General features: G+C 33.7%; 22 protein-coding genes and 1 tRNA gene. 16 read left to right on the top strand and 7 right to left on the bottom strand.

The window, feature by feature from the left end; genetic code table 11:
- Nucleotides 1-9: 9 nt before the first annotated feature.
- Nucleotides 10-1254: an ABC transporter permease gene (locus B0A66_RS20285; RefSeq protein ID WP_165766665.1), complete on the bottom strand. Its 1245-nt coding sequence runs from the start codon at nt 1252-1254 to the stop codon at nt 10-12.
- 482 nt (nt 1255-1736) lie between these two features.
- Between B0A66_RS20285 and hisS the strand changes: the two genes are divergently transcribed.
- From hisS to B0A66_RS20230, 11 genes are all read left to right on the top strand, one after another.
- On the top strand, nt 1737-3164 hold the full coding sequence (gene hisS, locus B0A66_RS20280; RefSeq protein ID WP_089051678.1) for a histidine--tRNA ligase: 1428 nt from the start codon (nt 1737-1739) through the stop codon (nt 3162-3164).
- A gap of 204 nt (nt 3165-3368) precedes the next feature.
- Nucleotides 3369-3439, top strand: a tRNA-Trp gene (locus tag B0A66_RS20275).
- 305 nt (nt 3440-3744) lie between these two features.
- Nucleotides 3745-4323, top strand: a complete 579-nt coding sequence (locus B0A66_RS20270; RefSeq protein ID WP_089051677.1) for a nucleotide exchange factor GrpE — start codon at nt 3745-3747, stop codon at nt 4321-4323.
- A gap of 97 nt (nt 4324-4420) precedes the next feature.
- Nucleotides 4421-5533, top strand: a complete 1113-nt coding sequence (dnaJ, locus tag B0A66_RS20265) for a molecular chaperone DnaJ (protein ID WP_089051676.1) — start codon at nt 4421-4423, stop codon at nt 5531-5533.
- 162 nt (nt 5534-5695) lie between these two features.
- Nucleotides 5696-6616 (top strand): ABC transporter ATP-binding protein, encoded by a 921-nt coding sequence (locus B0A66_RS20260; RefSeq protein ID WP_089051675.1) that lies wholly within the window; start codon nt 5696-5698, stop codon nt 6614-6616.
- 154 nt (nt 6617-6770) lie between these two features.
- Complete coding sequence (locus tag B0A66_RS20255; RefSeq protein ID WP_089051674.1) at nt 6771-8087, top strand: ABC transporter permease; 1317 nt, start codon at nt 6771-6773, stop codon at nt 8085-8087.
- 204 nt (nt 8088-8291) lie between these two features.
- The gene (locus B0A66_RS20250) at nt 8292-9455 is read left to right on the top strand and encodes a sigma-54-dependent transcriptional regulator (RefSeq protein WP_089051673.1); all 1164 of its coding nucleotides are present in this window, start codon (nt 8292-8294) and stop codon (nt 9453-9455) included.
- Between the two features lie 242 nt (nt 9456-9697).
- Complete coding sequence (locus tag B0A66_RS20245) at nt 9698-10390, top strand: DEAD/DEAH box helicase (RefSeq protein WP_089051672.1); 693 nt, start codon at nt 9698-9700, stop codon at nt 10388-10390.
- A gap of 25 nt (nt 10391-10415) precedes the next feature.
- Nucleotides 10416-10634, top strand: coding sequence for a putative signal transducing protein (locus tag B0A66_RS20240; protein ID WP_089051671.1), 219 nt, complete (start codon nt 10416-10418; stop codon nt 10632-10634).
- Between the two features lie 60 nt (nt 10635-10694).
- Nucleotides 10695-11498 carry a Cof-type HAD-IIB family hydrolase gene (locus B0A66_RS20235; protein WP_089051670.1) on the top strand — a complete coding sequence of 268 codons (804 nt, stop codon included), beginning with the start codon at nt 10695-10697 and terminating at the stop codon, nt 11496-11498.
- Nucleotides 11499-11508: 10 nt separating this feature from the next.
- Nucleotides 11509-12036 (top strand): GNAT family N-acetyltransferase, encoded by a 528-nt coding sequence (locus tag B0A66_RS20230; protein ID WP_089051669.1) that lies wholly within the window; start codon nt 11509-11511, stop codon nt 12034-12036.
- A gap of 106 nt (nt 12037-12142) precedes the next feature.
- Here the strand turns inward: B0A66_RS20230 and B0A66_RS20225 are convergent, their stop codons facing one another.
- Complete coding sequence (locus tag B0A66_RS20225; protein ID WP_089051702.1) at nt 12143-12658, bottom strand: hypothetical protein; 516 nt, start codon at nt 12656-12658, stop codon at nt 12143-12145.
- Between the two features lie 490 nt (nt 12659-13148).
- Here B0A66_RS20225 and mtaB point away from each other — a divergent pair, with 490 nt between their 5' ends.
- Nucleotides 13149-14483, top strand: a complete 1335-nt coding sequence (gene mtaB, locus B0A66_RS20220) for a tRNA (N(6)-L-threonylcarbamoyladenosine(37)-C(2))-methylthiotransferase MtaB (RefSeq protein WP_089051668.1) — start codon at nt 13149-13151, stop codon at nt 14481-14483.
- A gap of 155 nt (nt 14484-14638) precedes the next feature.
- On the opposite strand, the gene B0A66_RS20215 is transcribed toward mtaB, so the two are convergent.
- The 5 genes from B0A66_RS20215 to B0A66_RS20195 form a co-directional block, all read right to left on the bottom strand.
- Nucleotides 14639-15148, bottom strand: coding sequence for a hypothetical protein (locus B0A66_RS20215; protein ID WP_089051667.1), 510 nt, complete (start codon nt 15146-15148; stop codon nt 14639-14641).
- A gap of 64 nt (nt 15149-15212) precedes the next feature.
- Complete coding sequence (locus B0A66_RS20210; RefSeq protein WP_089051666.1) at nt 15213-15929, bottom strand: 3-ketoacyl-ACP reductase; 717 nt, start codon at nt 15927-15929, stop codon at nt 15213-15215.
- 111 nt (nt 15930-16040) lie between these two features.
- Nucleotides 16041-16628, bottom strand: a complete 588-nt coding sequence (locus B0A66_RS20205; RefSeq protein ID WP_089051665.1) for a phospholipid scramblase-related protein — start codon at nt 16626-16628, stop codon at nt 16041-16043.
- Nucleotides 16629-16707: 79 nt separating this feature from the next.
- Nucleotides 16708-18864: a prolyl oligopeptidase family serine peptidase gene (locus tag B0A66_RS20200; RefSeq protein WP_089051664.1), complete on the bottom strand. Its 2157-nt coding sequence runs from the start codon at nt 18862-18864 to the stop codon at nt 16708-16710.
- 148 nt (nt 18865-19012) lie between these two features.
- The gene (locus B0A66_RS20195) at nt 19013-19849 is read right to left on the bottom strand and encodes a DUF6929 family protein (RefSeq protein WP_089051663.1); all 837 of its coding nucleotides are present in this window, start codon (nt 19847-19849) and stop codon (nt 19013-19015) included.
- A 299-nt stretch (nt 19850-20148) separates the two neighbouring features.
- Here B0A66_RS20195 and B0A66_RS20190 point away from each other — a divergent pair, with 299 nt between their 5' ends.
- From B0A66_RS20190 to B0A66_RS20175, 4 genes are all read left to right on the top strand, one after another.
- A complete protein-coding gene (locus B0A66_RS20190) occupies nt 20149-21027 on the top strand; it encodes a PPK2 family polyphosphate kinase (RefSeq protein WP_089051662.1) in 879 nt (292 codons plus the stop codon).
- 129 nt (nt 21028-21156) lie between these two features.
- Nucleotides 21157-21903, top strand: a complete 747-nt coding sequence (locus B0A66_RS20185) for a hypothetical protein (RefSeq protein WP_089051661.1) — start codon at nt 21157-21159, stop codon at nt 21901-21903.
- Between the two features lie 2 nt (nt 21904-21905).
- Entirely contained in the window at nt 21906-22298 is a 393-nt protein-coding gene (locus tag B0A66_RS20180; RefSeq protein WP_089051660.1) for a hypothetical protein, read from the top strand.
- A 2-nt stretch (nt 22299-22300) separates the two neighbouring features.
- The gene (locus tag B0A66_RS20175) at nt 22301-22606 is read left to right on the top strand and encodes a hypothetical protein (protein ID WP_089051659.1); all 306 of its coding nucleotides are present in this window, start codon (nt 22301-22303) and stop codon (nt 22604-22606) included.
- The last annotated feature ends 30 nt before the right edge of the window (nt 22607-22636 follow it).

Here is a 22636-nt window from a genome sequence, read left to right as displayed (position 1 = left end):
TTCTCGAAATTATTCGTAACGCAAAGCTTCAATAGGGTCTAATTTTGAAGCTTTTATTGCAGGATACAATCCGGAAACAATCGCAACTGAAAAACTAGTCGCAAATGCTGCAATAATAGCCATCCACGGAATAACGAATACAAAACTCATTGCGGTGGCAATAGCAAAACCAAGCAAGATTCCCAGTACAATTCCAACCAATCCCCCAATCTGACCAATCAGTAAGGTTTCGATAAAAAACTGAACCGCAACCGTAACTCTTTTAGCTCCTAAAGCTTTTCGAACACCAATTTCACGGGTACGTTCTGTAACCGATACAATCATAATGTTCATCAAAGCGATTGATGATCCCAGGATAGTAATGATACTAATAATCCAGGAAGCCCATCCCAAATATTTTGTAATTCCGAGGATTCTGTTAATCAAATCATCACTTCGGCCAATGCCGAAATTATTATCACGAACCGGACTTAATTTACGAACTCTTCGCATGGTACTTGTTGCATTATCAATGGCTTCGTCAAGAAATTCTTTTTTAGAAACCATAACACTCATAGTGTAGTTGATGTTTGGAGCTGTAAACAAAGAACGCGCTACCTGAATCGGAATCAGAACACGTAAATCCTGGCTGTTTCCAAAAGTGGAACCTTTTTCTTTTAAAACCCCAATCACTTTAAAACGTGCGCCTCGAATTGAAATTACTTTGTCAATAGGATTAACATCTTTTAAAAGACCTTTTTCAAAATCAGATCCGACAACACAAGAATACGTATTATTTTCAATGTCAAACTGATTAAAACTGCGGCCTAAAGTCGTTTCTAAACCAGAGTTGTTTATAAAGTGCTCGTCGACACCCACAATAGTAATTTCCGGATCTGTTTTTTTATCCAAGTATTTTACTTCTGCTTTAGATGTTGCCGTAAAAGAAAGAGAAGTTTCGCTAAACGGATATTTGTATTTGTTTTTGAAAGCAACAGCTTCCGGGTACGAAATAATCGGATTTACAATTTCACGTTCATTTCCGCCACGATTTTTTAAGTTGTTTTCGTATTGATTAATGTTGAAGGTATTCGCTCCCATAGAAGCAAAATTGGTCGAAATAGTATTTTCAAGTGCTGTAACAACCGTTAAGATTCCGACCAAAGCCGTAATCCCGATAGCGATAATTAATACAGTAAGAATGGTTCGCAGTAATTGTGTTTTGATAGAACCAAAAGCAATTCGGATATTTTCTTTAAATAATTTTAGCATCATGACCAATTTGTCACGAAAATACGTTTTTTGTTACAAGTTTGTTTTCGAACAAGCATTATTTATTTTAAAAAATAAGATATTTGCACTCGATTAGAATTTTGAAAGAAATCAGATATTCTAAACACGCAGTTAATGATAAGAAGGTTTCAAATTTAAGTTTCAAAAGAATCTAAAATCTAAAGTCAGCAATCTAAAATAAAACAATACAGGATTTTAAGGTAAAGAGAGTAATCTAAAATCAAAAATCTAAAATAATAAAAAGATTTAAGGTAAAAAGAGCAATCTAAAGTCTAAAATCAGAAATCTAAAATAATAAAAAGATTTAAGGCAAAGAGAGCAATCTAAAATCTAAAATCAAAAATCTAAAATAATAAAAAGATTTAAGGCAAAGAGAGCAATCTAAAATCTAAAATCAGAAATCTAAAATAAAAACAAAGGATCTAAATAATCTAAAGATCCAAAAATCTAATAATCTAAAAAAGATGGCTTCAAAACCAAGCATACCACAAGGAACAAGAGATTTTTCGCCGGCAGAGGTGTCAAAACGTCAATATATAATTCAGACGATAAAAAATAATTTTGAGAAATTTGGATTTCAGCCAATTGAAACACCTTCATTTGAAAATTCAGATACCTTAATGGGAAAATATGGAGAAGAAGGTGATCGTTTGATTTTTAAAATACTGAATTCAGGTAATTTTTTCTTCAACAAAAGCAAAATTGAATTACCGGAATCTATAGACGAGTTACAAGTTAATTCTGCGGAGACAATTAGTTTAGATCAGAGAATTGAGCTGAATAAATTTACTGGAAAAATTTCTGAAAAAGCATTACGTTACGATTTAACAGTTCCGTTTGCAAGATACGTGGTACAACACCAGAACGAAATTGAATTTCCTTTTAAAAGATATCAAATTCAGCCTGTTTGGAGAGCCGACAGACCGCAAAGAGGTAGATACAGAGAATTTTACCAATGCGATGCCGATGTGGTTGGTTCAAAATCATTGTGGCAGGAAGTAGAATTGGTACAATTGTATGATACCGTTTTTACATCCTTAGGTTTAGAAGGCGTTACTATAAAAATTAACAACAGAAAAATATTATCTGGAATTGCTGAAGTTATTGGAGCATCAGATAAGTTAATTGATTTTACAGTTGCTTTAGATAAGCTGGATAAAATTGGAGAAGACGGTGTGAAAAAAGAAATGATTGAAAAAGGAATTTCTGAAGCAGCGTTAGTAAAAGTGCAGCCACTTTTTAGTTTCACAGGAACTTTTTCAGATAAAATAAAGCAGCTTTCTTCATTATTAGCTTCATCAGAAGAAGGAATGAAAGGTGTTGAAGAGTTAAAATTTATTTGTGACAATGTGGCAACTTTAGGTTTGGCAACAGCAACTTTAGATTTGGATGTAACCTTGGCACGTGGACTAAATTATTACACCGGAGCTATTTTTGAAGTAGCAGCACCAAAAACCGTTTCAATGGGATCTATTGGAGGTGGCGGAAGATATGACGACTTAACAGGTATTTTTGGTTTAAAGAATATGAGTGGAGTTGGAATTTCTTTTGGTTTAGACCGAATTTATTTGGTTCTGGAAGAATTACAATTATTTCCGGAAACAGTTGCGGCAACATCAAAAGCATTGTTTATTAATTACGGTGATGCTGAGGCGCTGTATGCTTCGCAAGCCATTCAAAAATTAAGAAAAGAAAATATTAAAGTAGAACTTTATCCTGACAATGTAAAAGTAGGGAAACAGTTTCAATATGCCGACAAGCGTTTGATTCCTTTTGCTGTAATTGCAGGAGATCAGGAAATAGCCTCTAATTCTTATTCGCTTAAAAATTTAGTTTCTGGAGAACAAATAACAGTCGATTTTGAAGGATTGAAGGCAGCTTTATTGGCTTAATAGTGTTTTTATGTGTCAATTTTAGGGCTAAATGAATCCAAAAGGCTGCGAAGATTCTAATCGGATTAAAAAATATGAAATTCACAAAGCTTTGGAGGTGATTGTGTTAATGATTTATTAGCGCTTTTCAGCTTAAAAATTTTCAAATTTGCATGAAAAATGATTGCCGGAAAAGAAAAAAGCTTTTAATTTGCGGCTTGAATTACGGGCGTAGTTCAAGGGTAGAATAGCGGTCTCCAAAACCGTTGATGGGGGTTCGAATCCCTCCGCCCGTGCAATAAAAAGAAAGCATAAAAAAAAGCTTCGTCTACAATAGGCGAAGCTTTTTTTAATATAAGGTAAAGTTGAATTAATAATTTATTATAAAGCCGAAGCTAACCCTTAAATTCAATTTTGATAGATAATTTTCATTTACTAATCTGGTTTCAAATATAATACAAACTAAAACGTAATAGTCTTAAAATTATACTAAAATTTTTACGTCCGGATTATTTTTTAAAATGCTGAAACCGAATAGAGTGACAATTTGACATTTTAAGAGTTTTGGCAGTACTTTTGCAATCCAACAGAAAGAATAAAAATGAAGTTTAAGAATATTTTTAAAAATACAAATAATATGACTACGGAAAATACAGAATTCGATCAGGAATTAGATGATGTAACGTTAGAAAACAATGCCAACGGTGAGCAGTTAATTGTTGAAGAATTAAGTGTTGAAGAGCAATTGGCTCAAGACTTGGCAAAAGAAAAAGATAAGTTTTTGAGATTATTTGCCGAATTTGAAAATTACAAAAAAAGAACTTCAAAAGAGCGTATCGATTTATTTAAAACCGCAAACCAAGAAGTTTTATTGGCGATGCTTCCAGTTTTAGATGATTTCGACAGAGCTATGGTAGAGATCAGTAAATCTGAAGATGAAACTCTGACAAAAGGAGTGGAGTTAATTCATGAGAAGTTAAAAAGTACTTTGGTTTCTAAAGGTTTAGAGCAAGTTGAAGTAAGAGCAGGTGATGCTTTTAATGCTGATTTTGCAGAGGCAATTACCCAAATTCCAGCTCCGTCTGACAAATTGAAAGGTAAAATTGTTGATGTTATTGAAAAAGGATACAAATTAGGAGATAAGATTATTCGTTTTCCTAAAGTGGTTATCGGAAACTAAAAAAATGCAAACAAAGATTTCAAATGGCACGACCAAAAGTGTTTTTTGAAATTTAGACAAGAACGCTAGTAAACTGGCGTAGCAATTTAATCTAACTATGAAAAAAGATTTTTACGAAATACTTGGCATTTCAAAAAGTGCCGATGCTGCCGAAATTAAAAAAGCGTACCGAAAAAGTGCTTTGAAATATCATCCGGATAAAAACCCGGGCGACAAAGAGGCAGAAGAAAACTTTAAATTAGCTGCAGAAGCTTACGAAGTTTTAAGCGATCCTAACAAAAAAGCGAAATACGATCAATACGGACATCAGGCTTTTGATGGTTCTGGCGGATTTAGCGGTGGTGGCCACGGTGGTATGAATATGGATGACATTTTCAGCCAGTTTGGTGACATTTTTGGTGGTGGATTTGGAGGTTTCAGCGGAGGCGGAGGCGGACCACGTCGTGCTAAAGGAAGCAATCTTAGAATTAAAGTTAAATTGACTTTAGAAGAAATTGCCAATGGTGTTGAGAAAAAAGTAAAAGTAAAACGTAAAGTTCAGGCTAAAGGTGTAAGCTACAAAACTTGTTCGACTTGTAATGGTCAAGGACAGGTAATGCGCGTTACAAACACAATTTTGGGAAGAATGCAATCAGCATCAACTTGTCCAACTTGTGGTGGATCCGGACAAATATTAGATAAAAGACCTTCTGAGGCAGATGCACAAGGAATGGTTTTAGAAGACGAAACTGTTTCTATCAAAATTCCTGCAGGAGTTGTTGATGGTATGCAATTGAAAGTTTCTAACAAAGGAAACGATGCTCCCGGAAATAGTGTTCCTGGTGATTTAATTGTAGCTATCGAAGAATTAGAGCACGAATTCCTGAAACGTGAAGGCGAAAATATTCATTTTGATTTATACATTAGTTTTCCGGAAGCCGTTTTAGGTGTTTCTAAAGACATCGAAGCAATCAACGGAAAAGTGCGTATTAAATTAGAAGAAGGTATTCAATCCGGAAAAATTCTAAGACTAAAAGGAAAAGGTATTCCAAGTATAAATGGTTACGGAAGCGGTGATTTACTGGTTCATGTAAACGTTTGGACACCAAAAACGTTAAACAAAGAGCAAAAACAATTTTTTGAAAATGCTTTAAACGACGAGCACTTTGTACCAAGTCCTGAAAAATCAGAAAAATCATTTTTTGAAAAAGTAAAAGATATGTTTTCATAAGCATTACTTTTTTTAGAATGTAAAAATAAATTCAAAAACCCATCCCGGAGTAAATTTAGGATGGGTTTTTTGCGTATAAGTAACCAGATTCGCCTTGAATTATTTACTTTTACACGATTAAGACAACAAAGATTAAACTGACGCAGAAAATTTAAAAAAAGCATGAGCAACTTACTCGAAGTACATAAAGTCGTAAAACGATATGGCGATTATGTAGCGCTTAACGAAGTTTCATTAAATGTGCCAAAAGGCAGTATTTATGGGTTGTTAGGTCCTAACGGAGCTGGAAAAACTTCTCTAATCCGAATTATAAATCAAATTACATTGCCGGATAGCGGTGAAGTAATTTTGGATGGAGAAAAATTGCAGCAAAAACATGTACAGACAATTGGATATCTTCCAGAAGAAAGAGGTTTGTACAGTTCTATGAAAGTGGGCGAGCAATGTTTGTATCTGGCACAAATGAAAGGTCTTTCTAAAACCGAAGCCAAACAACAACTGGACTACTGGTTTGACCGATTGGGAATTCAGGGCTGGTGGAACAAAAAAATTCAGGAGCTTTCTAAAGGTATGGCGCAAAAAATTCAATTTGTTGTTTGTGTATTGCACAAACCTAAATTGTTGATTTTTGATGAGCCCTTCTCTGGTTTTGATCCGGTGAATGCAAATGTAATTAAAGATGAAATTTTAGCATTAAAAGAACAAGGTGCAACAATTATTTTCTCTACACACAGAATGGAAAGTGTTGAAGAACTTTGCGATCATATTGCTTTAATTCATAAATCGAATAAACTGATTGAAGGAAAAGTAAGCGATGTAAAACGCCAATTTAAAACCAATAGTTTTGAAGTGGGAATCCTGACCAATAACGTAGAAGGTTTGATGTACGATATAACACAAAAATTTACCGTTTCACCTGCTACTTTTAAATCTTTAAATGACGATTTGAAATTAGAAATTCAAATTGGGAATGCCACGCCAAATGAGTTACTGCATATACTTACACAACGTGGACAGGTAACACATTTCGTAGAAAAAATTCCAAGTGTAAACGATATTTTTATTCAAACAGTAACGTCTTAGATTTTTAGATTGTTAGATCTTTAGACTTCTTAGATTTTATTTTTAAGTATGTGTAGACTTCAGTCTAACATGCAAAGAATCAAAAAAATCTAAGAAGTCTAAGGAGTCCAAAAATCTAAGAAGTCTAAAAAATCTAATAATCTAAAAGAAAAAAATGAGCATAATTTCATTAATTATAAAAAGAGAATTCATTGCAAAGGTTCGTAATAAATCTTTTGTGGTCATGACTTTTTTAAGTCCGTTATTGTTTGTGGCAATTGCAGGATTTATTGGTTATTTGAGTTCTATGAAAGCTGAAACCAAACGAATAGCCATTCATGATGAAACTGGTTTGTTTGCAGATGATTTTATAAAGAAAAACAAAAAAGAAGCAGAATTCAAATATCTGAATCTGTCTGAGATTGATATCAATGCTTTAAAAGACAGTATTACAAATGAAAGTTTTTCGAGTCTGATTATTATTCCAAAAACGAATAATCTGAAAGACTTAGAAACAAAAATTGAACTGATTTCGAATAGCAGCCCAAGTATTGCTTTTGTAGAAAAAACACAGGACGTTATAGCAGATAAAATCACTAAAATAAATCTTGAGCAAGCAAAGCTGGATACCTTGGCAATTCAAAAAGCGCAGGCAGCAGTTAATATTCATTTAGTAAAAACTTCCGGAGAAGAAAGTTTAAAAGGATTGAATGAAATTAAAATTGGTATTGGTGGCGCATTTGGATATCTAATCATGATGTTTATTATCATTTATGGTAACATGGTAATGCGAAGTGTTATTGAAGAAAAGACTAACAGAATTATAGAAATTATTATTTCCTCAGTAAAACCGTTTCAGTTAATGATTGGTAAAATTGTGGGAACCTCACTTGCGGGATTATTGCAATTTGTAATTTGGGCGATAATTGGTTTGGGATTAATGTTTGCTGCTTCAGCATTTTTTGGTGTAAATGTTGGACCAACAGCAAGAATTTCACCTGAATTGATGCAATCTGCACAAGCTGAATTCTCAGGTACCGCTCAAATGTATATTCTCGAATTATGGAATTTACCAATTGCCAGTATTATTATTGGCTTTGTGATTTATTTTATAGGAGGATACTTTTTATACAGTTCATTTTATGCCGCAATTGGAGCCGCAGTTGATAATCAAACCGATTCTCAACAATTTCTATTGCCTATTATTATGCCGCTTATTTTAAGTGTTTACATTGGTTTCTTTACTGTTGTCAACGATCCACACGGAACAATTGCGGTCGTTTTTTCAATGATTCCATTAACTTCACCAATTGTAATGTTAATGCGACTTCCGTTTGGTGTGCCTTGGTGGCAAATCGCTATTTCGGTATCATTATTGTTTGCTACTTTTTTTCTGGTTGTCTGGTTTGCTGCAAAAATTTACCGCGTTGGTATTTTAATGTATGGCAAAAAGCCAACCTGGAAAGAATTGTATAAATGGCTTAAATATTAGTTTTTGTAGTTACAAAGGTTCAGAGGGACAAAGTTGCAAAGGTTTTCAATATTGGAACGTGTGCATTTTATAACAAAGAAGCTTTAATAGACTATGTAAACACTAGTAAAAAAATATAATAATATAGGTTAAAAGGTGCAAAGCGACAAAGATTATAAACTTTGTACCTTTGTACCTTTGCAACTTTGAACCTTTAGAAGAAAAATGAGTAAAATACTAATTATAGAAGACGAAGCATCGATCAGAAGAGTTTTGGTTAAGATACTATCAGAAGAAAACGATACGTATCAGGTAGACGAAGCAGAAGATGGTGCAGCAGGTCTGGAAAAAATAAAAAACAACGATTACGATTTGGTTTTGTGTGATATCAAAATGCCAAAACTAGACGGTGTTGAGGTTTTAGAAGAAGTTAAAAAAATCAAACCGGAAATTCCAATGGTCATGATTTCAGGTCATGGTGATATGGAAACCGCTATTCATACCATGCGATTAGGTGCTTTTGATTATATCTCGAAACCACCAGATTTAAATCGTTTACTGAATACTGTTCGTAATGCTTTAGACAAAAAACAACTTGTTGTTGAAAATAAAATTCTAAAGAAAAAAGTGAGCAAAAACTACGAAATGGTAGGAGAGAGCGAAGCGATCAGTCATATTAAAGTTATGATTGATAAAGTGGCGCAAACAGAAGCCAGAGTTTTAATTACAGGTCCAAACGGAACCGGAAAAGAATTGGTTGCACATCAATTGCATGAAAAAAGCGAACGTGCTAATTTCCCACTGATTGAGGTGAATTGTGCTGCAATTCCAAGTGAGCTGATCGAAAGTGAATTGTTTGGTCACGTAAAAGGAGCTTTTACATCAGCAGTAAAAGATCGTGCAGGAAAATTTGAAGCAGCTGACAAAGGAACTATTTTCTTAGATGAAATTGGAGACATGAGCTTATCGGCGCAAGCCAAAGTTTTACGTGCCCTGCAAGAAAGTATGATTACCAGAGTAGGTGCAGAAAAAGATATAAAAGTTGATGTTCGTGTTGTGGCCGCAACCAATAAAGATTTAAAAACCGAAATTGCCGAAGGACGTTTTCGTGAAGATTTATACCATCGTCTGGCTGTTATTTTAATTAAAGTACCGGCTTTGAATGACAGACGTGATGATATCCCGGCTTTGATTGCACACTTTACAGAAAAAATTGCTTCGGAACAAGGAAACGCCATTAAGGTATTTTCAGCACCAGCTATAAAATTGCTGCAAGAATACGATTGGACAGGAAACATTCGTGAACTTCGAAATGTAGTTGAAAGACTAATCATTTTAGGAGGTAACGAAATATCGGAGAATGATGTAAAAATGTTTGCGAGCAAGTAGGTGCTACGCTTCGCTTCGCTTCGCGCGATAAGCTGTATGCTTTAGGCTTTAAGCCTGCTGCGTATAGCCTAAAGCAAAAAAAAGAAAAATATATAAAGCTTATAGCCTACAGCTTAAAGCCTACAGCATAAAAAAATAAAGCTTATAGCCTACAGCTTAAAGCCTACAGCATAAAAAAAATAAAGCCTAAGGCCTAAAGCTTATTGCCTATAGCCAAAATAAAGCTTAAAGCAAAAAAAGAAATGAAACTAAAAAAAATAAACGAAAAGCTTCAAGACGCTTTAATTGAAAACGGATTAACGGAAGCAAATGAATTACAGCAGGAAACTTTTTCTACGATAAAAAGTGGTGCTGATTGCATTATTCTGTCTCCGGCAGGAAGCGGAAAATCGACTACAATTGTATTAAATGTAATTCAGCAATTGTCTGGTCATACAGAAGAATCGCCACGTGCTTTGATTTTTGTTGAAGACAAAGTAAAGGTACTGGAAATGGTGGCGCTTTTTGAAAAGTACGGTAAACACAGCAATCTTGAAGTGTATGGTGTTCATGACAAAGGGGATATGGATTATGATAAAAACTATGTTTCTACGGGAATCGATGTTTTGATTGGAACTCCGAATAAACTAAGTGATATGTTTACGACTGCGGGATATAATGTAAACCGTTTAAAAATGTTTATCATTGATGATGCTGATCCTATTTTGAAATTACGCCATGAAACAAAAATCATGCGTATTTCGAATAGTATTGCTAAAACACAACGTATTATTTTTGCAGAAACTTTGACAGAACGTATCGATATTTTGGCAGAAAAAATGATGCTTGAGCCTTATATATTTGATATGGAAGAGCAGGATGAGGAAGAATTTGAAGAAGAAGACGGTGAGGACTTTGAAGATGAAGAGGAAAATATTGATGATGAAGAAGAATAAAATTTAAATAATAAAATAGTAGGTTATGGGCTTAATGAAGGTGTTTTCGGGAAGTGAAATATTAGCGATTGCGTTGCAGGAAAGATTAGAAGCTGCAGGTGTAGAAACGCAAAAGAAAGACAATATTCAATCTGCTCGTTTAGGTGGGTTTGGAGCTACAGGTTTAGCGGTTGAGGTATTTATTCAGGAGACTGATTTTGCTAAAGCAAATCCGGTAATCGAAGAATTTAGAATGAGTATTTAATAATAACCGGAAATTCAGCAACTGCTGTTATTGAAGGTATAGATTAAAAAATAAAAAGAAATGCAATATAAAATGCTGGTGCTCGACATGGATGATACCTTGTTGACAGACGATCATAAAATTTCGGCTTTAAATAAAAAAGTACTTCTTGAAGCACAGGCTAAAGGAGTATACGTAGTTTTAGCTTCAGGAAGACCAACCTCTGCAATGACTGCTTATGCTAAAGAATTAGAATTAGATTTAAATGATTCGTATATGATTTCTTTTAATGGTGCTGTTATCAGTACCGTAAAAGACGATCTTGTGTTGTTTGAACAATGTTTGACACCAGAGCAAATCCACGATTTATACGATTACAGTGTAAAAAAGAAAACGCATATTATTACTTATATAGATGGCGAAATCGTAAGTGAAACAGATTCTGAATATATTGATATCGAAAAGCACATTACAGGACTAAAGCACAACAAAGTACCAAGTTTTAAGGAAGCTGTTACTAAGCCTGCTGTAAAATGTATTTTGTTAGAAGATCCTGTTTATTTAAAAGAACTTGAAGCAGATTTAAAAGAATCAATGCCACATTTAAGTGTTGCGATGTCAAAACCTTTTTTCCTTGAGGTAGCTCAAAACGGAATCGATAAAGCAGCCAGTTTGAAATTACTGGCAGAGAAACTTAATATTAAACAAAGTGAAATTATAGCCGTTGGAAACGCAGGAAATGATCTAACGATGATTGAATATGCCGGACTTGGTGTTTGGGTTGATAATGTAACGCCGGAATTGCGTGACAGAGCCAATGTAATTGTTGCATCAAATAATAATGATGGAGTTGCAGAAGTGGTGCAACGCTATATTTTAAATTAATTTATTTGTTATGAAAGAATCAATAGAAACAGAACGTCTAATTTTAAGAGCATTACTTTTTTCAGACCTTGATGGTATGTTTGAATTGGACTCGAATCCTAATGTTCATGTTTTTGTTGGTAAAAAGCCTGTACAATCAAAGGAAGAAAGTTTAGCACAAATAAAAAACATTCAACAGCAATATCAGGATTTTGGTACCGGACGCTGTGCTGTAGTATTAAAAGAAACCAATGAATTTTTGGGTTGGTCAGGTATCAAATTCATTACAAATGAAATCAATGATTATAAAGGTTTTTATGAAATAGGATATCGTTTTATTGAAAAATATTGGGGTAAAGGATATGCTACTGAAGCTGGAAAAGCTTTTGTAGAATATGCTTTTAATGTAATGAAAGTGGATGCTCTTTATGCGTATGCAGACGCTGGAAATGAAAACTCAAGAAGAATTTTAGAAAAGCTGGGTTTACGCTATGTAAATTCTTTTGATTATGAAGATGAATTACAAGTTTGGTATGAACTTAAAAATCCAGACTTGTAAAAATTTTATTCAGAGAAATGCATTCCAAATCTTTGTAAACTAAATAGTTTTATACTTTGCAAAGATTTGGAAACAAATCATTCTTTATTCTCTGAAAACAGGGGTATTATTTTTTAGCTACAGAAACAAAATATTTGTTACCATCACCCATTGTAAGTTTTACACGCTCGTCGCAAAGATCGATTGCAAAATTTACACTTTCGTAGCAAGTACAAATTGTGTTTTTGTCTTTAGACATTTCTGTTTTACAATTGTTGCTTTTGAAAGTCGTTAATTGTGGAGTATACAAGCTTACTAAATCTGTTGAAGCTGTTACTAACGAAATAATACTTGCAGAATTATTGTTTGCAATTCTGTAAACTATTCTGTCAGTATAATTTACATCATTTACTGTAACTTTACGAATATATGTGTATGCTGTAGAGCCTTCTCCTGGTTCTTTTACTTCAAATTTAAAGCCAACAGCACGAACTGCAGTGTCGAATTGAGTTTGTGAATTAAAACTTGCCCAAGTTGTTAAAGTACTAATTGATGGAAATGGATTAGTAGCAGGCGCATTTTGCGATTGTGCACTAGTAAGGGCTAAGAACATCAAGCAGATTGTGGTTAAAAATGCTTTCATAATAGGTTTGTAATTTAATTGTTGCCTACTCTTTATGGTTTTCGGCTTACCCATTTTATTTATAACAAAAAAAACATAACGGTTAAAAAATAGAATTGTTGTTAACGCAATTTAGTCTTTTATTACATTTTTTTGTTATTTTTTTTGAACTTCAAAAAGAGGTGCAAAAGTAAATAAATTTTGATGGTGTAAAAGTAAGAAAAATTTAATCTAATCTTTAACAAATTGTATTTTATCGGTAATATTAGTCCTTAACTGACATTTTTCACATTTAATTTTTCTAATCACGCTATTTTTTTAACATTTTGGCATTTCAAGTTTTCCATGACCTTGGATTAAATTTAAGTCAACTGAAAAACACTTTGCTGCAAAATATTGATTTATAGTCAATTATTCATTTTATTTTAAAGAATATTGTATGTAAATTTGCAGACTCTTAAAACTAAGATGTAAATATATTATCTTCCTACTTAAAACGTAGTGTATTCCCATGGAAAATAGAAAAAAAGTTGCGTTTTATACGCTTGGATGTAAATTGAATTTCTCAGAAACATCTACGATTGCCAGAAACTTTAATGATGAAGGTTTCGATCGTGTTGATTTTGAAGAGGTGGCTGATATTTATGTAATCAATACTTGTTCGGTTACAGATAACGCTGATAAGCAATTTAAGCAGGTAGTAAAAAAGGCAATGAAACTGAATGATAAGGCGTTTGTTGCTGCGGTAGGTTGTTATGCACAATTAAAACCGGAGGAGTTAGCGGCTGTAGATGGAGTTGATTTGGTTTTGGGTGCTACTGAAAAATTTAAAATTACAGATTATATTCATGACTTAAGCAAAAATGACATGGGTGAGGTACACTCTTGTGAAATTGCTGAAGCCGATTTTTATGTTGGAAGTTATTCCATTGGTGATCGTACCCGCGCATTCTTAAAAGTGCAAGATGGTTGCGACTATAAATGTACCTATTGCACCATTCCGCTAGCGAGAGGAATTTCAAGAAGTGATGCGTTAGAGAACGTATTGCAAAACGCTAAAGAGATATCAGCTCAAAATATTAGAGAAATTGTTTTAACCGGAGTAAATATTGGAGATTATGGTAAAGGTGAATTTGGAAACAAAAAACATGAACATACTTTTCTGGATTTAGTTCAGGCTTTAGATAAGGTAGAAGGAATCGAACGTTTGCGAATTTCATCTATTGAACCTAATTTATTACGTAACGAAACGATTGAGTTTGTTTCTAAAAGCAGAACTTTTGTACCGCATTTTCATATTCCGCTACAATCAGGAAGCAACGATATTTTAAAATTAATGAAACGTCGCTACTTACGTGAAGTGTATACGGAGCGCGTAAACAAAATTCGTGAGGTTATGCCGCACGCTTGTATAGGTGTAGATGTTATTGTTGGTTTTCCTGGAGAAACAGAAGAACATTTCTTAGAAACTTATCATTTCCTGAACGAAATGGATATTTCGTATTTACACGTATTTACGTATTCTGAAAGAGACAATACAGAAGCTGCGAATATGTCTGGAGTTGTTCCGGCAAATGTGCGCGCAAAACGCAGTAAAATGCTTCGTGGATTATCAGTTAAGAAACGTCGTGCTTTTTACGAAAGTCAACTTGGGACGAACAGAACTGTTTTATTTGAAGGAGAGAATAAAGAAGGATACATTCACGGATTTACAGAAAACTATGTAAAAGTAAAAACGCCATGGAATCCTGAGTTGGTAAATACGCTGCAGGAAATTAATTTGACAAAAATAGATGAAGACGGAAGTGTGCGTTTGGAGTTTTTAAATAAACTTGCCGAAGCTTAGGTTCTTCAATTTTGACAAGCGTTGATGTCGTTATTTTTATAAAACGCCGATGACACGGATTCGCTAAGCGAAAACACTGATTTATACCGATTTTATATTTTATATAAAAACAGAAACGCCCTTTTTAAAAAGGGCGTTTCTGTTTTTTAAAATAACTATTTCTGATCCTGTGGAATCACCAGTTTCAAAGAATTGATATAATCCGTATCAAACTCGATTACTCTGATCTTTTCGGGATTAAAACTTAATTCACCGCCAAACTGACCTTTAGTGTCCAGAAAATCAATGGTAAGTTCTTCGTTGTTCAATTCGATTAAGCGTCCTAAGTAAGCGGATTTTGCTGATTTTTTAGAAATCTGAAAAATGCCATATTTTTTAGTGATAAAATTTACAATCGAATTTAGATCCCTAATCGGAATAATATCTTCTGCATTGGTCTTTAAGCCTTTTAACCGAATAACTTTCTCTGTAAATTCAAGATCATGATCGCGGTGTACGGCTTCGATGTTTTTGTTTTTCAAAATAACAAAACCATCCAGGATGTAATCTACAGGATTATTTCGAAGTAATATCCAGTCATCTGAATAGTCAATTAGAAAACCGGTAAAAATTTCTTTTTTGTCCTGAAATTCTATTGCAATTAATTGTCTTAAATATTGTTCCATCGTATTGTTGAAGCGTTTAAATCTTTACAAAGCATAGCACTTTGAGAGACTATGAATAAATTTTTTATGGATTTGTAGACCAAATACTGCTGTTTTTGATAAATACTCTTCTGCTTAATTTTAGCTGAGCAATAATCAATTCAGCGATATCCTCAGACTGCATTACTTTCTCCGGATTGCCATCTGTAAGGTTTAAATCTTTTGCCATATCAGTTGCAACTGTACTTGGTGTTAAAGCAGTAACACGAATGTTGTGTTTTCTCATTTCCTGCATTAAAGAATCGGTTAAACCAAGAACTGCAAATTTTGAAGCACTGTACGCACTTGTTAACGCATTTCCGTTTAATCCTGCTGTCGATGAAATATTGATAATGTCACCTGTTTGTCTTTCGATCATGTTTGGTATAAGGGCACGGGTTGTATAATACGTTCCCATTACGTTTACCTTAATAATTCTTTCCCAGGCTTCAGGTTCTAATTCAAGAAACTTACCAAAGGCAGCAATTCCGGCACTGTTGATTAAGATGTCAATATTTTTGAATTCTGCTAAAGCTTTTTCTGCAGCAGCATTTATCGAATTAATGTCTGAAACATCTGCCGATAATGCTAAAGATTTTACACCTAATTTAGTGGTTTCTGCAGCTAATTGATCTACATCGGCCTGAGTTCTTGAAACTAAAACTACATTTACACCTTCTTTGGCAAGTGCAATAGCAATTGCTTTTCCGATTCCTTTTCCAGCTCCTGTAATAAAGGCATTTTTATTTTTTAAGTCTGTCATGATTTATTGTTTAGTAATGCAAAAAGCATCATTTTAGTATTGCAAAAGTACTGTTTTTGCTTACTAAAATGATGCCTTGCTATGTTTTCTTAATTTAAGTTTAACAGGTTTTTATTCTTTTAAAACCATATCGATACACATTACTGCTGCCAAAATTAATTGTCTAAGCGGACTGTCTGCAGCAACTGTTTCTTCTATTTGAAGGGCATAATTATCAGCACTGGTAAAAAACTCTTTTCCAACTCCTGCCCATTTTTTATTTACCTGAGCCAGTTGTTTGTTTTCGTGTGTAAATTTAAAATCCCAGCCTGTCCATTTTCCCTGAAGAGTAGCCACAGGTTTTTCGTTTTTGTCCAGAATTTCAAATTTTCCTCCAATAGAAAATAGTTTTTGTTTGAAGGTTCCAACCAAACGGTCTTTTTCGTCAAAAACTTCAACTGTTGATCTTAGCCAGGCAACACCACGTTTTACTGAAATTAATTTTTCACCTTCTGCTGTTGAAATTTCAATATTAAAAGGTGTCATTCTTTTATAATCTGTAAAACGAAATACTTTGGTAAAAAAGCCCAGATTGTTTTCGCGGCAGTTCATAATAATCTGATTGCTTTCAGGATGGTATATATCGTAATTGTTGGCAGCTTTAAACATACCAACGTGTTCTTTTACAAGAAATAGATTTTGATTTAAAATTGGATTCATTTTATAATTATGATTTATTGTTTAACCGTTTAACTGTTTAGTCGTTTAATTGGTTTAGTTTGAGGGTTATTATTTGTTATTATTTTTTAATTTGAAATTTTGAGTTACCTACTTGCCATAACGCGAAGGCAAACATATCTGCATTATCGCCAAAGGTAACATCGAGATCATTAGAAAAATGTCCGTTTTGATAATTAACGTGCAAAAGAATTGGTTTGTCAGAAGCATTATAGTTTTGCAGAATTGCAGCAAATTTTCCAGGTTCAGATGGTGATACTCTTGGATCGTTGATGCCCGTTCTTATTAAAACTGCTGGGTACTTTTCGCCTTTTTTAACTTTACTCTGTGCATCCATTTCTAAGATGTGTTTGGTATCCTCTTCATTTTTTAGAGAACCAATTTCCGGTATCTGATTTGGTCCGTTTGGAGTTGTTTCCATTCTGATGGCATTGGTACATCCCACTTCGATAAGAGCAACTTTATACAAATCAGGACGTTCTGTGATTGCTCGTCCGATTAGAACGCCACCCATACTAGCACCATTACCAATAAGTTTTTCAGACGAAGTATATTTTTCTTTTATTAAATATTCTGAACAGGCAATAAAATCCTTCCAAGTGTTAGGTTTCGTTGCTTTCTTTCCGCCTTTATGCCATTCATTTCCTTTTTCGCCACCTCCGCGAACGTGGGCAACTGCGATTACTGTGTTTTGTTCTAATAATGCCATCAATGACGGATCTAGAAAAAAAGGCAAACGACTGCTGCCATAAGCACCGTAACCGGTAATGTAGCAGGCATTTGAACCATCTAATTTTAAATTTTTTGGATAGATTAAAGATAGTGGAATCATAACGCCGTCATGACTTGCAACTTCAATTTCTTTTACGGTAAACTGTTTGCTATAATCAGGATGATTTCCGCTGGAGATAAATTGTTCGCCTTTTTTCACTTTTTCTGTTGCACCATTATAGTCATAATTGGTAGAAGGCGTAATCCATCCGTTATTGAATAATATGATATTATCATTCTCACGCGGATTTAAAACAATTGATCCGTTTGAACCTTTTGGGATTGGGATGTATTTAGATTCCAGCGTCTTGGTATTGATTTTGTATTTATCCTGATTGATTCCGTCGCTTAAAGAGTAATAAACAAAGTTTTTAGATTTTTGCATTCTGCGTAAAACCTTGTTTGTTTCAGGTACTACAATTGCAGCATTATTAAAATCCGGATTGTTAATATCAGTGACACCAATTTTGTAATTGGGCGCATTTTTGTGTGTCAGAAAAAATATTTTGTCACCAAATATAGCAGTAGCAGTTATTTCGTCGTCATACTTAACAAGCGGTTTCCAGTTTATTTTGTCTTTTGAAAGTTCAGAGAATGGAGCATAAAAGGACAATATTTCACTTTTAGTCGAGCCAATTTCTAAAATGATAAACTTGTAATCATCAGTAAATGCAATGTCCGGAAATTGTTCTGAAAGCAGGTTCAAATCGGGATTTGTTGCTTTTGATGCTATGATTTTATCTGTTTCAGGATTTGTTCCTATAATGTGAACCAGTGATTTCATGTTTTTTAGAAAATCGTCGCTATTGTGATCCCGATTGCTCATTTTTGTATAGGTAATGGCTTTGCTGTCTGGTGTAAAATCAAAATTAAATTCGCTCCAAACCGGTGTTAAATTGTCGGTTAGAAATGTTTTTGATTTTACATCAAGAATTTTAAGATCGGAGACCTCCGCACCATTTTCTGATAGTGCAATAGCAATCATTTTTTGATCGGGGCTTACTCGAAAATTAGTAATAGTAGCATCTTTTTTGAAAGCTGCAGGATCAAAGATCAAAGTTTCAGTTCCGTTTAGTCCTGCTTTGAAATAAAGTTTTTCTATGTTTTCCTGTTTTTTATTTTTGGTGTAATAGTAATTATTTCCGTGTTGTTTAATCACAAGATACTCATCTCCTCCCAAACCCTGAATTTCTTTCATACGATTAAATAAAAGATCACGACCCGGAATTTGTTTGATCACGGAATTACTAAAATCACCTTGCTCTTTAAACCATTTTTGTACTTCAGCGCTTTTCATGTCTTCCAGCCAGCGATAAGAATCAGTAATTTTTGTTCCAAAATAATCATCGGTTACAGGACGTTCCGGTGTTGCAGGATATTTGTATTGCGCTTGCGAAATTTGTCCCGCTGTAAGAAGTAAAAGAGCGAGAAGTTTTTTTAGGTTCATTTTTTATGGTTTATTGTTAGTTGGTTAATCGGTTAATTGTTTAATTGTTGAACTGTTTAATCGTTAAATTGTTTAATCGTGTAATTGTTTTTTCTGTGTCCAAAGCCCAATGCGCAAAGCAATAGGCCTACAGCTTAAAGCCTAAAGCCTACAGCCTATTAAGAGTTAATTTGAAAATTTTTGTTTCCAGCAATTCTGTATCGTTGTCTTCGCAAAGCAAAAATTCAATTTTGTCATTTGATTTTTGATAAAGCGTTAAACCTTCAAATTTATTGGTAGAAGTGATTTTTTGTGTAAAATCGATTTTCATGGTTTTCAGATCGATTCTGCCAATAAAACTTCCGAGGATTTCGCCATCGTCGTAGGTAGATTTGGTGTCTTCGGCAGTGGAAAGAAAATAGATTTTGTCTTCGACTAAAATCGCATCGGTAAAACTGGAACGAACGCCTTTTATTTTTGGAAGCTTATAATTGGTGGCTACCAGAGCAAATTCTTCTCCCAGACTTTTGGCGTGAATAGTAAAAATGGTGTTTTTGTTGGAAATGCCATTGCCACGATTGAATAAATACCAGTTTTCGCCATCGAAAATAGCGCCTTCGAGATTGAAATCTTCCGGCTTTATAGAGCCGAAACTTTGCATGACAGCATATAGATCGACCAGATTGTTTTTCTGTAAAATGGTTTTGTTTTTAAGGTCGAACGCAATCATTTTGTTTCGGTTTTCGGTTGAACCGGAACCAAAAACATATAAAGTGTCATTGTGATGTGTAAGTGATTCGAAATCAGGCTTAAGGTTTTTAGCAATGTTTTGCGTAGGATTGTCGATTAATGCATGTTGACTCAATTGCTTATGCTGCATGCTGTATTCGTAAAGATAACCGCTGTTGTCACCAATTACATAAAGTGAATCGTTGTTCAAAAATAATCCCGATGCTGAACCAATGCCGATAATTTGAAATAATATTTCTAATGTAAATTTTTCCATGAATGTTGTTTTGAAAACTAAAGGTAGCCCTGATAGCAATGAAAATACTTTGAAAAGAAATTGCCATTTTTACTGACACGATAAAGCGACCAAAGGAAGCTCTTATTGTGGCTTGTAAAAAGCAATTTATTGAGAAAGTATTGCAATGAATAGCAGGAATATGCTTCGTAAAAATAGTATATTTACTAGTATAAAAAAACTCAACGTTGTGAAATGACGGACAAAAAAATGTTTTGTTACAGTTAATTTCAATGAGAAGTGTTGAGGAAGAAGCGTATAAAAACTAAAAAAGCAGCGATATGAAGTCAATAGATCCGAATGATTTTAAGGTAACAGAAAAAATAAGTTTAGAAAAAATTCCAACTTTATTAAAAACGAAAGCTGATGATGATGAAAAAGTAGCCAAACTCGATGAGGTGCAGGCTAAACTAAGCGATTTGCAGGACGTAATGTATGCGCATAACAAGTACAGCGTTTTGATTTGTTTTCAGGGAATGGATACTTCGGGAAAGGATAGTTTGATTCGGGAAGTTTTTAAAGAATTTAATCCGCGTGGGGTGGTGGTGCATAGTTTTAAGACTCCAAATTCGAGTGAACTGGAACACGATTATTTGTGGAGGCATTATATCGCTTTGCCGGAAAAAGGGAAGTTTGCGATTTTTAACAGAACGCATTACGAAAATGTATTGGTAACGCGAGTGCATCCGGAATATGTTTTGAATGAGAATTTACCGGACATTAACAGCGTTGAGGATATTAAACCGAAATTTTGGAAAAAGAGAATTGAGCAGATTAATAATTTCGAAAAGCATGTTGCCGAAAATGGTACGATTATCTTCAAGTTTTATCTTCATTTAAGTAAAGATGAACAGCGTGACCGTTTGCTGCGACGTTTAGAAAAAGGAAAACACAATTGGAAGTTTTCTCCGGGAGATTTGAAGGAACGTGAGCATTGGGATGAATACCAGAAATATTACCAACAGGCGATTAATAAAACATCGACTTCGCATGCGCCGTGGTATATTGTTCCCGCTGATGATAAGGAAATGTCGCGCTATATTGTGGCTAAAATTATCTGGGAAGAAATGAAAAAATATACGGATATAAAAGAACCGGAACTGGATGAGAAGATAAAAGCTAATTTTGACGTTTATAAAAAAGAATTAGAGAAAAGTTAGGGTAAAATTCTGAACTTAAGTGTTTTAAGCGGTGTTTTATTGTAAGATATTATGTCTTATTTTGGTATTGTTTTGAGTTTCTATTTTATAGGTTTGTAAGAAATTATAAGCACGTAAAAATAGAATAGTATGTATACAAGCAGATTAAAACCAGAATTAGATTTAAAAAAAAGTTTAACTCCTTCTGAATACACCAATTTATTCGGCGATCCTTTTTGGACACTGCCCGGAAACTCAAAGGCAAAGAGCATCTATTGGCAAATGGACGATAAACAAAAAGCCGAGATGCTCAAAGCCAATTACATTAAGATGATTGAAAAAGGACGGCAAAGAAATTGGAACCATGCCGCCGACAACTTACAGTGGTGGCTCGATGGTTCGGGATTTACAAAAATTATTGATTTTAAATGGCTGAGAAGTCAGAGGGAAGTTCTTGTGGCGGAAAATTTTAATATTGAACGCTTTGAGGAAAGACTAAATGATAAAAAATTAGATCAATTATTGAAGAATGAAGGGGATTATATAGATTATGAAAATGAATTACAGCGTCAATTTACTGCAGGTATATTTGGAGAACTTTATTATATGAGTGGTACAAGTGTAATAACTTCAGCTAGTAATCTTAAAATTACTAGGAGAAAAGACAGTTTTGTTTTATCTGGAACAATCATTCATACTTGGTGGGATAGATACGACTGGCATAAAGGAGCTCACGCTTACATTTTTGGTTTTGGATATGTTGGAGATTCAGACGCTTTATTAGTCGAAAAGTATTGTGGAGCAAAACCATTTGATATGAGAAGTACTTGGAAACAAAATTTTAATGTAACCTTCCAAAAAGAATCATCAGGGAATTTAAATATTAAATTAAGATAGATATGATAAAGAAAATATTTATAGTATTAGCAATTTTGATTGTATCGTTTTCTTTTTACTATTATTGGCAAAACAGATATGTTGAACTTCGACCAGTTTTAAGTAAGGAATATACACGTCCTATAATAGTTTTTCAGAATGATTATTATAGAATTGCGGAACGAAATGAGACTCCACCAAATTTTTATGAGAATATTAGATATGTATTGGGTAGAGAAAATCAAGATTATATTGAAAAAGATGGAATTATTTACATTAAATATAAATACATGAATGATTTAGAAATGATTTGGAATCATACTCTTAAAACTAATAATTTAAAGTGGTATAAAACCCAAAGAAGAATGGATAGTATTAATGGTGATGATTACAAAAAGTATAAATTTCACCAATAAAAATGAAGAAAAAGATTTATTCAGGATTAGGAGTGTTAGTTATTTTAGTTTCAGTTTATTGTTATTGGCAAAATAGGTATGTAGAACTTCGTCCTGTCATTCTTAAAGAATACGAGCAACCTATAATATTTTTTGATAATCAGTTGTATAAGTCTGCTGAACCTAATGAAGTTCCAGCTAATTATTATAAAAATATAGATTACGTTATAGATCGTTCCGTAGAAGACTATATTAAAAGAGATGGTAAGATTTATGTTAGGTATAAATTGATGAATGATTTAAATCTTATTTGGAATTATACTTTATGAAGTACCGATCCCGAGTGGTTTAAGATGAAA

Source organism: Flavobacterium hercynium, assembly GCF_002217285.1.
GTDB lineage: Bacteria > Bacteroidota > Bacteroidia > Flavobacteriales > Flavobacteriaceae > Flavobacterium > Flavobacterium hercynium.
Note: the sequence above shows the minus strand (reverse complement) of the source record. Positions and strands in the feature narration are given on the sequence as shown.

Bases quoted from the DNA above. Each gene is read 5' to 3' on its own strand.
- B0A66_RS20285 (WP_165766665.1), bottom strand. From the start codon at position 1,254: ATGATGCTAAAATTATTTAAAGAAAATATCCGAATTGCTTTTGGTTCT.
- hisS (WP_089051678.1), top strand. From the start codon at position 1,737: ATGGCTTCAAAACCAAGCATACCACAAGGAACAAGAGATTTTTCGCCG.
- B0A66_RS20270 (WP_089051677.1), top strand. From the start codon at position 3,745: ATGAAGTTTAAGAATATTTTTAAAAATACAAATAATATGACTACGGAA.
- dnaJ (WP_089051676.1), top strand. From the start codon at position 4,421: ATGAAAAAAGATTTTTACGAAATACTTGGCATTTCAAAAAGTGCCGAT.
- B0A66_RS20260 (WP_089051675.1), top strand. From the start codon at position 5,696: ATGAGCAACTTACTCGAAGTACATAAAGTCGTAAAACGATATGGCGAT.
- B0A66_RS20255 (WP_089051674.1), top strand. From the start codon at position 6,771: ATGAGCATAATTTCATTAATTATAAAAAGAGAATTCATTGCAAAGGTT.
- B0A66_RS20250 (WP_089051673.1), top strand. From the start codon at position 8,292: ATGAGTAAAATACTAATTATAGAAGACGAAGCATCGATCAGAAGAGTT.
- B0A66_RS20245 (WP_089051672.1), top strand. From the start codon at position 9,698: ATGAAACTAAAAAAAATAAACGAAAAGCTTCAAGACGCTTTAATTGAA.
- B0A66_RS20240 (WP_089051671.1), top strand. From the start codon at position 10,416: ATGGGCTTAATGAAGGTGTTTTCGGGAAGTGAAATATTAGCGATTGCG.
- B0A66_RS20235 (WP_089051670.1), top strand. From the start codon at position 10,695: ATGCAATATAAAATGCTGGTGCTCGACATGGATGATACCTTGTTGACA.
- B0A66_RS20230 (WP_089051669.1), top strand. From the start codon at position 11,509: ATGAAAGAATCAATAGAAACAGAACGTCTAATTTTAAGAGCATTACTT.
- B0A66_RS20225 (WP_089051702.1), bottom strand. From the start codon at position 12,658: ATGAAAGCATTTTTAACCACAATCTGCTTGATGTTCTTAGCCCTTACT.
- mtaB (WP_089051668.1), top strand. From the start codon at position 13,149: ATGGAAAATAGAAAAAAAGTTGCGTTTTATACGCTTGGATGTAAATTG.
- B0A66_RS20215 (WP_089051667.1), bottom strand. From the start codon at position 15,148: ATGGAACAATATTTAAGACAATTAATTGCAATAGAATTTCAGGACAAA.
- B0A66_RS20210 (WP_089051666.1), bottom strand. From the start codon at position 15,929: ATGACAGACTTAAAAAATAAAAATGCCTTTATTACAGGAGCTGGAAAA.
- B0A66_RS20205 (WP_089051665.1), bottom strand. From the start codon at position 16,628: ATGAATCCAATTTTAAATCAAAATCTATTTCTTGTAAAAGAACACGTT.
- B0A66_RS20200 (WP_089051664.1), bottom strand. From the start codon at position 18,864: ATGAACCTAAAAAAACTTCTCGCTCTTTTACTTCTTACAGCGGGACAA.
- B0A66_RS20195 (WP_089051663.1), bottom strand. From the start codon at position 19,849: ATGGAAAAATTTACATTAGAAATATTATTTCAAATTATCGGCATTGGT.
- B0A66_RS20190 (WP_089051662.1), top strand. From the start codon at position 20,149: ATGAAGTCAATAGATCCGAATGATTTTAAGGTAACAGAAAAAATAAGT.
- B0A66_RS20185 (WP_089051661.1), top strand. From the start codon at position 21,157: ATGTATACAAGCAGATTAAAACCAGAATTAGATTTAAAAAAAAGTTTA.
- B0A66_RS20180 (WP_089051660.1), top strand. From the start codon at position 21,906: ATGATAAAGAAAATATTTATAGTATTAGCAATTTTGATTGTATCGTTT.
- B0A66_RS20175 (WP_089051659.1), top strand. From the start codon at position 22,301: ATGAAGAAAAAGATTTATTCAGGATTAGGAGTGTTAGTTATTTTAGTT.